The sequence below is a fragment of the Pseudomonas sp. BAV 4579 genome (assembly GCF_009765395.1).
Classification (GTDB): domain Bacteria; phylum Pseudomonadota; class Gammaproteobacteria; order Pseudomonadales; family Pseudomonadaceae; genus Chryseomonas; species Chryseomonas aestiva.
In genome coordinates, this window is record NZ_WHOV01000126.1 from 1 (window position 1) to 12,656 (window position 12,656).

A 12,656-nucleotide genomic window follows, 5' to 3' on the forward strand; every position below is an offset into this window, starting at 1 on the left:
GGGCGCATTATAGGGGAGTTTCAGGACAGGTCAACAGGTTATTTCAAGAAACTTTCGGCAGGGAGCAAAGGCTAGCAGAGGGCGAGCTGTCACCTGTGCAAGGTAAGATGCCGGCAGACGATGTTTCGAGGACTGCATGACTTCCATCCTGGCTCGCTACCGACAACGGCTGAGGAACACGCTTGGCGATTGGTTTCCCCGCACCACGCTCTTCCTTAAAGGAGAGCCACCTATTAAGGGAGACACCAAGCAAGGCAGTCGCAAGAAGGCCGAGCCGGCCCGAGCCCCCAAGCGCCAGGCCGAGCCGAAGGCCGCCAGTAAGGGGGTGAAGAGGGAGCAATCGACTGTTCAGCCCACTCTGGCTGCCCCGACTGTCCCCTCCCCCACCGTCCTCTATGGTTCCGCCTTCAAGGTGAAGCGCTCCCAGGAGCAGCGGATGAAGATGCGCGTCGAGCAGGCCGTTACTCAGGGCATCATCCAGCCTCCGTCGCCGGAACAATGGAAGATGATCCTGGCGCGTGCCCCGGCCACGCGAATCTTCGCGGGTGCCGGTTCGGGCAAGACCACGACACTGGTACTGCGGGTGGTGTTCATGCTGTGCCACCTCGAGATCCCGCGCGAGCAACTGACCGTCATCTCCTTTACCAAGGCTTCCTGCGAAGAGTTGCGCGCGCAGCTCAAGCGCGTCCTGGCTTTCTGGGAGGCTCCGCTGAATGACGAGGCGGCACGCGAACTGGTAAGAACCTTTCACTCGGCCCTGGCGCAGCTGGCGCGCTCAGAGCTGAGGGCGACCCAGTGGTTCGAACAGTTGTCTGCTCAATCGAAAGGTGAGGATGAGCCGGATAACGGCATGCTGGCTGGCGCCATGCTGAACGAGGGTCAACGGCAGCTCCTGATACAGGCCTACGAGAATTGCTACCGCGAGGACGCCGGTTTTCGTCGTCGGATTCATCTTTTGCTGGAATTGGCGGCGCCCAATGAGGCAGAGCTACCTGACGCCCCGCCCATGCAGCCTTTCGTCCTCAATGGCGAACGCCAACCGCAACCGCTGCCCGACCTCTTCTATGGCCAGGCTTCATTCGCCGAGACCCTGGGGCTGCGGGTTGGCTCTATAAAGAGCAACCAACTGGAGTGCTCGACGCGGGACCGGATCTTTCTGGAGGCCATGCAGCAGTTCTGGCGCCACTTTGGCAAGTTGCTGAAGGAACAACGGCTGATCACCTTCAATACCGCCTTTGCTGTGCTGACGGATCGCCTGGACAAGAAACCCAGTCGCGCCCTGATTGCCCGCCTGCAGCCCTTCACCCATTTGTTGATCGATGAATTCCAGGATATCTCGCCGCAGATCGCCCTCTGGCTGCAGCAGGTACAGCGCAGGCTCGCCGAGGAAAACGTTGCGCCCTCGCTGATGGCCATTGGTGACGACTGGCAATCCATCTACGGCTGGCGGGGCAGCTCGCCGGAGTTGTTCATCCACTTCGATCGCTGGTTTCCAGGCCAGACGCCCAGCCAGACGCTGATGCTGGGGACCAACTACCGTTCTTCACCGGACATCGTGGCTGACGGTGAACGCATCCTGACCCAGGTGCGCCACAAGCAACCCAAGAAAACCCAGGCCTTCCGCGTTGCGGATGCCCAGGGACACGGGGTCAAGGTCGTACCGCAGTTCGATATCGCTCGTCAGTTGGCTTCGTTGCTGGACGAGATCGAGGCGCAACGGACTTATGCCGCGGAACGAGAGCGGCCGGAGCGCTGTGCGGTCATGGTGATGAGTCGCCTGAACGCGCCCTTGAAGACCATCAACGAGCAGCTGGGCCGTCCGCCCGGAGTGCGGACCTGCACCATTCACCGAGCCAAGGGCCTGCAGGCCGAGGTGGCGATTGTGCTGGACGACGGCCAGCCCCAGCAGCCCCATCCGCTGCGCAATGCCCTCTATGCGGCCAGCGGGCATTTTCAGCAGAGCTATGACGCTGCCATGGCCGACGAAGCACTGCGCCTGAGCTATGTGGCAGTGACCCGCGGGGTCAGTCGGGTGCTGTGGTACACCCGGCAGCCACGGGGTGCGGCGGCGATATTGGCAAGCTGAGCAAGGTATCGGCTTGGATGGCGTCGTCTCGTACCCCCATCGAGCCGCGGCACAAAGTGAGTGGCCATGCTCACCATGACGACGCGCGCATCGCCACCCTCTCCTTAGCCACCCAGACTTGAAGCAATCGCCTCGCTCAACCCCTGCAGACGTCGCGATTGCACGGACTGGTCCTCGTATCGAGCATGCAGGAGCAGAAAGCGTGCCGAGGGCAACACCGGCAGGGCGTCCTGGTCGAGCCGCCGCAGCCCCTGTCCGGCCACCGCGGAAGCATTCAGGCAGGCAATGCCGAGGCCTGCCGTCAGCGCTGCCTGCAGGCCTGCCACACCAGAAGCGATATGGCTGATGACATAGGGGATGCCTGCGGCCTCCAGGCGGCTGCACGCCAATCGATGCAGGGAGCAGCCCTCCGGCAACAGGGCCAGAGGCAAGGGTCGCCCTCGCTGCAGCGGATTGCTGTCCAACGCGCTCACCCAGATCAGTGGTTCCTGGTGCAGGGGTCTGATCGTCACCCTGGGTGCAGTCTTGCGCTCGGCCTCGAGGCTCATGACGATGGCGAGGTCCAGCTCGCCCTGGCGCTGGGCAAGCTCGAGCTCGTCGCTCCTGCCGATGCGGGTACGCAGACGCAGCCCCGGCAGTTGTTGATGCAGGCGTGCCAGCAGGCGCGCTAGATCGGCTGGGCGGAAATAGTCGGTCACGCCAAGGCAGGCTTCTCCTTCGAGAGGAATCTCGTGGAGATCGCGCCAGGCCGCATCGGCCATCGCCAATAGCGGCCTGGCATGGGCCAGCAATCGCTCCCCTGCGGCCGTCGGTTTTACTCCGCTTTTGCTGCGAGTCAGCAGGGTATGGCCAGCGCGCTCTTCCAGCTTGCGCAGTTGTTCGCTGAGCGCTGATTGCGAGAGACAACGCAGCGGTACTGCTGCCGATAGGCTACCGGCGTCAACGGCGGTGACCAGGGTGCGAAGCTGTTCGAGATCGAAGCCGGACATGAGCAGCCATTCCAAAAGCCGATGGATTCCATTCTATATTCCTGCTTTTCCGTTGCAAGGACGACCTGCACAGTGATGGCTTCAACCCAGGAGAACTGCCATGCCCCACATTACCCTTCAGCTTTCTGGCGAGCGCGATGAGACCCTCGGTCAACGTGCGGTACTGCTGATCAATGACCTGATCAAAGAGTGTTTGGGAAAACGCCCCGAAGACATGGCCACCACCCTCCACTACATTCCTGACTCGGATTGGTTTCTTGGCGGGCAGTCGTTGGCGACGCTGGGCGGTAGCGCCTTCCACCTCGATATCAGCATCACCGACGAGACGAATACCAAGGGCGAAAAGGCGCGTTTCCTTCGTGAAGTCCAGGCAGCCATGGCGACGCTCAGGCCCGACCTTCACCACCTCTGCTATGTGCATCTGATCGACGCGCGCGCCACAGCCTATGGTTTTGGCGGCCGGAGTCAGGAATGGCGACACCAGCAAGTCGGGGTCTGATTCCGTAGCTGGCTGCCGCCCTTCCCCCGGGCGGCAGCCAGTCCGCCCGCTACTCGATCACGTCGAAATCCTTGATGTGCTCTTCGGACAGCTCCAGGCCCAGGCCGGGCGTGTCGTCGTCCAGTTGCAGGTAGCCACCGACCGGCTGGGGTTCGCCCTTGAAGACGTAGTAGAAGAGTTCGTTGCCTACTTCCACGTCGAAGACGGGGAAGAACTCGGCCATGGGCGAAGCGGTGCTGGCCATGGTCAGGTGATAGTTGTGCATCTGCCCGGCGTGGGGGATTACCGGCACCGACCAGGCTTCGGCCAGGGCGTTGATCTTGCGCGCGGCGGTAATGCCGCCCACACGGTTGGTGTCGTACTGGATGACGTCCACCGCGCGGCGTTCGAGCAGGTCCTTGAAGCCGTAGGAGGTGAATTCGTGCTCGCCGCCGGAGATGGGCAGGATGCCCATCTTCTTGAGTTCGACGTAGCCTTCGATGTCATCGGCGATGACCGGCTCTTCCAGCCAGCGCGGTTCGAATTCGGCCAGTTTGGGCAGCATGCGGCGGGCGTATTCCAGGGTCCAGCCCATGTAGCACTCCAGCATGATGTCGACGTCGGGCCCGGCCAGTTCGCGCAGGGCGCGCACCTGGTCGAGGTTGCGCCGCATGCCGGCGGGACCGTCCTTGGGACCGTAGCCAAATCTCATCTTGAGGGCGTCGAAGCCCTGGTTGAGATAGCCCTGGGCCTCTTCCAGGAACAGATCCAGATTGTCGTTGGCATAGAGCTTGGAGGCGTAGCAGGGGATCTTTTCCTTGGTGCGACCGCCCAGCAGCTTGAACACCGGCTTGTCTACCGCCTTGCCCATCAGGTCCCAGAGCGCCAGGTCGACGGCGGAGATGGCGGCCATGCCGATGCCCTTGCGGCCCCAGGCGTGGGTGCGGCGATACATCTTCTGCCAGAGGTATTCGTTGTCGTAGGGATCCTGGCCCATGACGATGGGGGTCAGGTACAGATCGATGATTTCCTTGGCCACTCGCGGCGCCAGGGCGCAGTTGCCCAGACCGACCAGGCCGCTGTCGGTCTCGATCTCCACCACCAGCCAGCCGTGGAAGCGGAAGGAGCCCATGGCGTCGCCGCGCTCATAGAGGATGTCGGTGGCGTTGGTGCAGAAGTGCGCCTGGGGCGGGACGACCTTGCCTTTCCATTCGAAGACGCGGGTGCGGACGCTGGTGATTTTCATCGGACTTTCCTTTTTTCGAGCATGAGTCAGGCCGGCCGGCTCCACGAGCCGGTTCGGCGAATTCAGGTAGCGCCTGGAGCGCCCCGGTAGCTATCAGTGGCGAGACGCGCCCAGGCGACAGGCGATCTCGAAGGCCTGACGGGTCGCGCCGACGTTGGCGCGACCTTGGCCGGCGATGTCGAAGGCGGTGCCGTGGGCAGGCGTGGCGATGGGAATGGGCAGGCCGCCCTGCACCGTCACCCCGCGGGAAAAGCCCATCAGCTTGATCGCGATCTGGCCCTGGTCGTGGTACATGGTCACCACGGCGTCGAAGGCGCGGGTATCGCCCTGGACCTTGAGAAAGATGGTGTCCGCCGGATAGGGACCTTCGGCGGCGATGCCCAGCGCCTTGGCACGCTCCACGGCCGGGCCGATGAGGTCGAGCTCCTCGCGGCCGAAGCTGCCGTTGTCGCCATTGTGCGGATTGAGTCCACAGACACCGATGCGCGGCCGGGCCAGGCCGCTGCGTTTGAGTTCGTTGTCGATCAGCTGGATGGCTTCGATCACCCGCTCCTGGCTGAGCAGGCCGGGGACGTCCTTGAGCGCGACGTGGGAGGTCACCCGCGAGGTCCAGAGGTCGTCGAGCACGTTGAATTCGCAGAATGGCCCCTGGTAGCCCAGGTGCTCGGCGAACCAGTGCAGCTCGTCGTTATGGCCCATGCCCGCCAGGTGCAGCGAGGTCTTGTTCAGCGGACCGAAGAGGATGGCGTCGGTGTGGCCGGCCCGGGTCAAGTCGAGGGCGACGGCCAGGGTGTCCAGACTGTAGCGGCCACCGACGACGCTGGCCTCGCTGCGGGGAAAGGCGCCCTCGGCGGCGCCACGGTAGGGATACAGCAGGGGTATGTCGTCCTGGAAATCGAGGGCATCCAGGCTGTCGATGCGGCGATAGGGGTATTCGCAACCGGCGATGCGCATGCCGGTGCGAGCCTCGTCCTCGTCGGCGATCAGCACCAGGCGCGCGCGGCTGCGCACCTCGGGATCGGCCAGCAGGCGGGTGATCAGTTCGGGACCGATGCCGGCCGGGTCACCCAGCACCAGGGCCAGGCGGGGAAGCGGGGAGTTGCTCATGCGGAAGTCCTCAGGTAGGGGTCCAGGCGGATGACGTCGGCCTCCGGGCGATACAGGCGCCGGGCGGTGTCGTGGAAGAGCTGGCGCTGCGCGGTGGCAGGCAGCTTGGCCACCAGACGCTTGAAGCCGCCGATGATGGTGTCGTAGCTGCCGCACAGGCGGTCGACGGGAAAGTTGCTGGCGAACATGGCCCGCTCGACCCCGAAGACGGCGATGGCCTCGCGGACGATCCAGGCGTTGTCCTCGGCGCGCCACGGCTGGCCGGCGAGGCCCAGGCCGGAGATCTTCAGCGCCACGTTGGGCCATTCGGCGAGGCGGGCCAGGGCCGCGCGCCAGGCGGCCAGACCTTCGGCGCTGCGATCGGACGGCAGCCCCGTGTGGTTGAGGATCAGCTGGGTAGCCGGGAAGTCCCGCGCCAGGCGACAGGCTTCGTCGAGGTTCCACCAGGGCGTCTGCAGATCGAAGTGCAGGCCATGGCGCTGCAATTCGGCATAGCCCCGGCGCCAGCTGTCGTCACTCATCAGGGTACGCTGGCTGCCGACGTCTTCGGGACGCGCCGGACCACCGGGCTTGTGTCTCACGCTGCGCACCCGTTCGAAGGCGGCCTGGGCGGCGAGCAGCTCGGCGGCGTCTTCGGCATCCAGCCAGGCCTGGGCGACCACCGCATTGGGTACGCCATGGCGGCGCGCCAGGTCGTGAATGTAGCGGGTCTCACCCAGGGGATCGCGGGGATCCCACTCGGTCTCGACATAGACGGTCTGGACCACGTCATGGCCCGCCGCGTCAGCGAAATAGTGCTCCGGCAGATAGTCGCCCCTGATGGCGCTGTAATCGCCATAGCGAAACGGGATGGTTTCCGCACCGGACAGCCAGGGGTGAACATTGCGCCCGGGTTCCCAGAAGTGGTGATGGGCATCGACGATGGGCCCGCTGTAGAGCTCAGTCATGGGCCGCCTCCTGGATATCCAGGGCGATCAGCAGGGTGCCGAGGATGAACAGGCCGGAGCAGAGGGCGAAGAAGCCCAGCACCGCCGGGTAGCCACCCAGGTGCTGCAGCAGCAGGCCGACCAGGATGGGCACGGCGATGCCGCCGAGGCTGCCGGCCAGGTTCATCACCCCACCGATCAGGCCGACCCGTGCCGGCGCGGCCAGCAGCGCCGGGAAACTCCAGTAGAGGCTGCCCCACATCAGGAAGAAGGCGGTCAGCGACAGCAGCGCCACGGCGGCATAGGGATCGGTGAGCCGCGGCAGCAGCAGGAAGGCTGCCAGCGCCACCAGGCCGGAGCAGGACAGCAGCCCCTTGGCGGCGAGGCCACGGCGCACGCCCTTGCGCACCAGCAGGTCGCAGAGGAAGCCACCGACCAGGGAGCCGGCCGCCCCGCAGAGAAAGATGACGAAGGTAGCGGCGCCTATGCCCTTGATGTCGAAGCCGCGGGCCTGGGCCAGATAGCTGGGGCCCCAGGTCAGCAGGCCGAAAAAGACCATGGCCCAGCTGGCGCGACCGATGAGGATGCCGGCCAGGGAGCGGCGGGCGATGCCCAGACCACGGGCGCCAGCCTTGGCGGCCTGGGCCATCGAGGTGGTGCGACCTTCGTTGATGCGCGCGAGCTCGGCGGCATTGACGCCGGGATGGGCGGCCGGGTCGTCCCTCAGGTAGCGCCAGGCGAGCCAGGCCATGGCCAGGGTGGCGATACCGGCGATGAAGAAGGCGGTGCGCCAGGAGCCGAAGACGGCGATCAGGTAGGCGATGAGTAGACCGCCCAGGGCGACGCCCAGCGGTCCGCCGCAATCCATCAGTACCGCGCCACGCCCGCGTTCGCTGGAGGCCAGCCAGAGGGAATTGAGCTTGCCACCGGCCGGGAACAGCGGCGCCTCGGCGGCGCCCAGGGCGACCCGGGCGAAGATCAGCGACAGCCCGCCGGTGGCGAAGGCGGCGAGGGTCTGGAAGACGCCCCAGAGACCGGTGGACCAGCCGATGACGCGGCGCGGGCCGTAGCGATCTATCAGCCAGCCACCGGGGATCTGCAGTAGCGCATAGGCCCAGAAGAAGCTGCTGAGAATCAAGCCCTGGATGGCTGGCGTCAGCTGGAATTCGCGGGCGATGGTGGGCATGGCGATGGACAGCGACACGCGGTCCACCAGGTTGATGACGGTCAGGCCGAAGATGATGGCGAAGATGCGCCAGCGGACGCGGGAGGCCTGCAGCGCCGTGGGCACGGCGGCATCGGCAAGGCGTGAGGAACGGGACGTCGAGAGCATGGCGTGGACCCCTGGGATTCTTGTTATGGGTGTTCAGCTGCCGGCTGGCGAGATCGACTATCGGACCCAGATCGATAACCGTCTAATCAAATCTGCGCATAGGTGTATAGCCCCAGGATATAGGTCGCCCATGTCCAGTTGCTGTAGCCCTCATGCCATGCGGCCCGGGACAAGGTGACATCAGAGACATAACCTCAGGCTATCGGTGCATGCCTTATTTTGAGTGGTCAGGCTTGCTCAGGACTGCGCACACTCGGCCCACCCAAAACAACGACAAGAAAGAGGTAGTCCCATGCGCAGCATCTCCCTGCTCGCCGCCCTCCCCCTGTGCCTGGCCGCCGCGGTGGCTCCTGTGGCCCAAGCCGCCTGGCAGCCCGAGGGCAAGGTGGAAATCGTCGTCGCCGGCGGCCCCGGTGGCGGCACCGACCAGCTCGGTCGGCTGATTCAGTCGATCATCACCCAGCACAAGCTGCTCGACGCCAGCACCGTGGTGATGAACAAGGGCGGCGGCAACGGCGCCGAGGCCTTCCTGGAGATGAAGCTGGCCAAGGGCGAGGCGGACAAGCTGGTCATCGCCACCAACAACGTCTATCTGCTGCCGCTGACCGCCAAGCTCGGCTACCAGCTCGCCGATCTCACCCCGGTGGCGGCCATCGCCGAAGACGATTTCATTCTCTGGAGCTACGCCGACGCGCCCTGGAAGGACGCCCGTGGCTACATCGAAGCCATCAAGCAGGATCCCGCCGGCAAGCGCATGGGGGGCAGCCAGTCCAAGGACGTCGATCAGACGCTGACCCTGCTGCTCAATCGCACCGAGGGCACCAAGCTTACCTACATTCCCTTCAAGAGCGGCAGCGAGGCGGCGACCCAGCTAGCCGGCAAGCACATCACCTCCAACGTCAACAACCCCAGCGAGAGCCTGAGCCAGTGGCGTGGTGGGCAGGTGGTGCCGCTGTGCGTATTCAGCCAGGCACGCATGGCCTACACCGCCAAGGTCACCGAGACCCAGGCCTGGTCCGACGTGCCCACCTGCAAGGAGCAGGGCCTGGGCATCGATCAGTACCGCTTCCCGCGTACCGTGCTGCTGCCCGGCGGCGTCAGCGACGAACAGCGCGCCTTCTATGTGGAGCTCTTGCGCAAGGTCAGCCAGACACCGGAGTTCAAGGCCTACATCGAGCGCAATGCCCTGGTGCCGACCTTCCTCGAAGGCCAGGCGCTGCAGGACTACATCGCCCAGGACAGCGCCCGGGTCACCCCGGTGTTCGAGGCAGCGGGCTGGCTCAAGCCCTGATCGGCGCATCGACACAGGAGAGACGGCCATGGCCGGAGATTCCCTGATCACCACCCGCTGGGTGGAGCTGGGCCTGGCGGCCTTTACCGCCGGACTCGGTGGCATCGTGATGATTGGCAGTCTGGAACAGGGTATCGGCTGGGGCGATGCCGGCCCCGAGCCGGGCTACTTCCCCTTCTACATCGGCCTGCTGCTGAGCCTGGCCAGCCTGGCCACGGCGCTGCAGACCCTGTGGCGCTGGCAGGCGTTGCGCACCAGCTTCGTCGAGCGTGCCGCCTTCGGCCAGGTGCTGCGGGTGTTCCTGCCGATGCTGGCCTTCGTCGTCGCCCTGCCCCTGCTGGGCCTCTACCTGACGGCCTTCCTGTTCATCGCCTGGTTCATGGCGCGGGATCGCCAGCGGCAAAGGCGTTACGGCGTCTGGCAGATCCTCGCCATCGCCGGCGGCGTGAGCCTCGCCAGCTATCTGATCTTCGCCCTCTGGTTCAAGGTGCCGCTGGATGCCGGGCCCCTGGCCGACCTCGGCCGCCTGTTGAGGAACCTGTCATGAGCGAATTCGATTCCCTGATGCACGGAATGGGCCTGATCCTGTCCTTCCATCACATCGCGCTGATGGTGATCGGCGTGCTGCTCGGCATTCTGGTCGGGGTGCTGCCCGGCCTGGGCGCGCCCAATGGCGTCGCCCTGCTGCTGCCGCTGACCTTCACCATGAGCCCGACCTCGGCCATCATCCTGCTCTCCTGCATGTACTGGGGGGCGCTGTTCGGCGGCTCCATCACCTCGATCCTGTTCAACATCCCGGGCGAACCCTCGTCGGTGGCCACCACCTTCGACGGCTATCCGCTGGCCCGCCAGGGCCGTGCGGGCGAGGCCCTGACCGCGGCCTTCACCTCGGCGCTGCTGGGCGCCCTGGTCGGGGTGCTGCTGCTGACCTTCCTCTCCAGCCGCATCGCCGCCTTCGCCATGGAATTCAGCTCGCCGGAGTTCTTCGCCGTCTACCTGCTGGCCTTCTGCACCTTCATCGGCATGAGCAAGAATCCGCCGCTGAAGACGGTGGCAGCCATGATGATCGGCTTCGCCATGGCGGCGGTGGGCATGGATACGGTGTCCGGCAATCTGCGCCTGACCTTCGACCAGCCGGCGCTGCTCTCGGGCATCAGCTTCGAGGTGGCGGTGATCGGCCTGTTCGGCATCGGCGAGATCCTCTGCACCGTGGAAGAAGGCCTGGTCTTTCGTGGCGAGCAGGCGCGCATCACCCTGCGCACGGTGCTGGGCACCTGGAAACAGCTGCCGCGCTACTGGCTGACCTGGCTGCGCAGCGCCCTGGTCGGCTGCTGGATGGGTGTGACGCCCGGTGGCCCGACCGCCGCCTCCTTCATGAGCTACAGCCTGGCGCGACGCTTTTCGAAGAACCGCGACGGCTTCGGCAAGGGCGAGCTGGAAGGGGTGATCGCCCCGGAGACCGCGGACCACAGCGCCGGCACCAGCGCCCTGCTACCGATGCTGACGCTGGGCATTCCCGGCTCCGCCACCGCCGCGGTGATGCTCGGCGGCCTGATGATCTGGGGCCTGCATCCGGGGCCGACGCTGTTCACCGAACAGCACGACTTCGTCTGGAGCCTGATCGCCAGCATGTACCTGGGCAACGTGGTCAGCCTGATCGTGGTGCTGGCGACGGTGCCGCTGTTCGCCGCCATCCTGCGGATCCCCTTCTGCATCATCGCGCCGATCATCTTCACCGTCTGCGTGATCGGCGCCTATTCGGTGCACAACAGCCTGTTCGACGTCTGGCTGATGCTCGGCTTCGGCATCCTCGGCTATGCCTTCAAGAAGCTCGGCTATCCCATCGCCCCGCTGGTGCTGGCGGCGGTGCTGGGTGACAAGGCCGAGGACGCCTTCCGCCAGTCGATGCTGTTCTCCGACGGCCAGCTGGGCATCTTCTGGTCCAACCCGCTGGTGGGCAGTCTGACCACCGCGGCGCTGCTGATGCTCTGCTGGCCGTTGCTGGCGCGCGGACTGCAGGCGCTGCGCCCGGGCCAGCCGCGGGTCAAGGTACGGCCGTCGTGAACGCCCCGGCCTGGCGCGGACGCACCCCACCGACGCCAGGCCTGGACTCTTGCGCTACCCTAGCCGGCCCCCCGGTACCCAGGTCCGCCAGCATGACGCGCATTCCCGATGCCCACACCATCCACAGCCGTCTGCGCCTGCGCCAGTTGCGCCTGGTGCTGGCGCTGGCGGAATTCGGCTCGTTGCGCCGCGCCGCCGACGACATCGGCATGACCCAGCCGGCGGCCACCAAGATGCTCCACGAGATCGAGAGCCTGCTGGGCGTGGGTCTGTTCGAGCGGCTGCCGCGGGGCATGCGCGCCACGGCCTTTGGCGAGACGGTGATCTACTACGCGCGGATGGTCTTCGCCGAACTCTCGGGTATGCGCGAGGAACTGGTCGCGCTGGAATCGGGCAATCTCGGCCGGGTCGCGGTGGGCGCCATCCCGGCGTTGGCCTCGGGCCTGCTGACCCGTACCATCGCCACCCTCAAGCAGAGTCATCCGCGGCTGTCCATGTCCATCCAGGTGGATACCAGCGACGTGCTGGTGCAGGCGCTGCTGCAGGACCAGCTGGACGTGGTTCTGGGGCGCATCCCCACTGGCGCCCGCGCCGAGGAACTGCTGTTCGACAGCCTCGGCGAAGAGGTGCTCTGCGTGATCGCCGGCGCCCAGAATCCCCTGGCCCAGGCCACCCACCTCACCTGGGGCGAATTGCAGGAACACACCTGGGTGCTGCAGCAGCACCCCAGCCCGATGAGGGCCATCATCAACCAGGCCTTCCACGATGCCCGGGTCGATATCCCCGGCAGCATCGTCGAGACCACCTCCATCATGGCCCTGCTGGCGCTGGTGCAGCAGACCGACATGCTCGGCGTGACGCCGCTGTCGGTGGTCAACGACTACCCCGGTCGTCACCTGCTGGCGGTGCTGCCCATCGCCTTCGAGCCGCGGCTGCCGCCCTATGGATTGATCCGTCGCCGGCACCGGGTGCAGTCCTCGGCCATGCAGACCTTCATGGTGGCGGTGCGCAGCGAGCATGGGCGGCTGAAGCACGACGACGGCTCAGCCTCCAACTCAGGCTGACCTGCAACGCCCATCGATTGCCCCACCCACCCCACTTGGGCATAGTGAACCGGCCTGCCAGACACCGGAGTC

At 65.6% G+C, this 12,656-nt stretch carries 11 protein-coding genes; 6 read left to right on the forward strand and 5 right to left on the reverse strand.

Annotated elements, in window-relative coordinates:
• The first annotated feature begins 136 nt into the window (after window positions 1-136).
• Window positions 137-2,086, forward strand: coding sequence for a UvrD-helicase domain-containing protein (locus GSQ95_RS20705; RefSeq protein ID WP_158895735.1), 1,950 nt, complete (start codon window positions 137-139; stop codon window positions 2,084-2,086).
• Between the two features lie 104 nt (window positions 2,087-2,190).
• Here the strand turns inward: GSQ95_RS20705 and GSQ95_RS20710 are convergent, their stop codons facing one another.
• Entirely contained in the window at window positions 2,191-3,075 is an 885-nt protein-coding gene (locus GSQ95_RS20710) for a LysR family transcriptional regulator (protein ID WP_158895732.1), read from the reverse strand.
• Window positions 3,076-3,175: 100 nt separating this feature from the next.
• Here GSQ95_RS20710 and GSQ95_RS20715 point away from each other — a divergent pair, with 100 nt between their 5' ends.
• On the forward strand, window positions 3,176-3,574 hold the full coding sequence (locus GSQ95_RS20715; RefSeq protein WP_158895730.1) for a 4-oxalocrotonate tautomerase: 399 nt from the start codon (window positions 3,176-3,178) through the stop codon (window positions 3,572-3,574).
• A 49-nt stretch (window positions 3,575-3,623) separates the two neighbouring features.
• On the opposite strand, the gene GSQ95_RS20720 is transcribed toward GSQ95_RS20715, so the two are convergent.
• The 4 genes from GSQ95_RS20720 to GSQ95_RS20735 all read right to left on the reverse strand — a co-directional run bounded on the left by GSQ95_RS20720 (window position 3,624) and on the right by GSQ95_RS20735 (window position 8,165).
• Window positions 3,624-4,799: an L-rhamnonate dehydratase gene (locus tag GSQ95_RS20720; protein ID WP_158895728.1), complete on the reverse strand. Its 1,176-nt coding sequence runs from the start codon at window positions 4,797-4,799 to the stop codon at window positions 3,624-3,626.
• 93 nt (window positions 4,800-4,892) lie between these two features.
• On the reverse strand, window positions 4,893-5,906 hold the full coding sequence (locus GSQ95_RS20725; RefSeq protein WP_158895726.1) for a 4-hydroxythreonine-4-phosphate dehydrogenase PdxA: 1,014 nt from the start codon (window positions 5,904-5,906) through the stop codon (window positions 4,893-4,895).
• Window positions 5,903-6,853, reverse strand: a complete 951-nt coding sequence (locus GSQ95_RS20730; RefSeq protein WP_158895724.1) for an amidohydrolase — start codon at window positions 6,851-6,853, stop codon at window positions 5,903-5,905. Before GSQ95_RS20730 ends, GSQ95_RS20725 begins: the two co-directional genes overlap by 4 nt.
• Entirely contained in the window at window positions 6,846-8,165 is a 1,320-nt protein-coding gene (locus GSQ95_RS20735) for an MFS transporter (protein WP_158895722.1), read from the reverse strand. Before GSQ95_RS20735 ends, GSQ95_RS20730 begins: the two co-directional genes overlap by 8 nt.
• A gap of 292 nt (window positions 8,166-8,457) precedes the next feature.
• Here GSQ95_RS20735 and GSQ95_RS20740 point away from each other — a divergent pair, with 292 nt between their 5' ends.
• The 4 genes from GSQ95_RS20740 (at window position 8,458) to GSQ95_RS20755 (ending at window position 12,584) form a co-directional block, all read left to right on the forward strand.
• Window positions 8,458-9,456, forward strand: coding sequence for a tripartite tricarboxylate transporter substrate binding protein (locus GSQ95_RS20740; protein WP_158895720.1), 999 nt, complete (start codon window positions 8,458-8,460; stop codon window positions 9,454-9,456).
• Window positions 9,457-9,484: 28 nt separating this feature from the next.
• Window positions 9,485-10,003 (forward strand): tripartite tricarboxylate transporter TctB family protein, encoded by a 519-nt coding sequence (locus GSQ95_RS20745; RefSeq protein ID WP_158895718.1) that lies wholly within the window; start codon window positions 9,485-9,487, stop codon window positions 10,001-10,003.
• The gene (locus tag GSQ95_RS20750; RefSeq protein WP_158895716.1) at window positions 10,000-11,520 is read left to right on the forward strand and encodes a tripartite tricarboxylate transporter permease; all 1,521 of its coding nucleotides are present in this window, start codon (window positions 10,000-10,002) and stop codon (window positions 11,518-11,520) included. Before GSQ95_RS20745 ends, GSQ95_RS20750 begins: the two co-directional genes overlap by 4 nt.
• A gap of 92 nt (window positions 11,521-11,612) precedes the next feature.
• On the forward strand, window positions 11,613-12,584 hold the full coding sequence (locus GSQ95_RS20755) for a LysR family transcriptional regulator (RefSeq protein WP_158895714.1): 972 nt from the start codon (window positions 11,613-11,615) through the stop codon (window positions 12,582-12,584).
• Window positions 12,585-12,656: the final 72 nt, after the last annotated feature.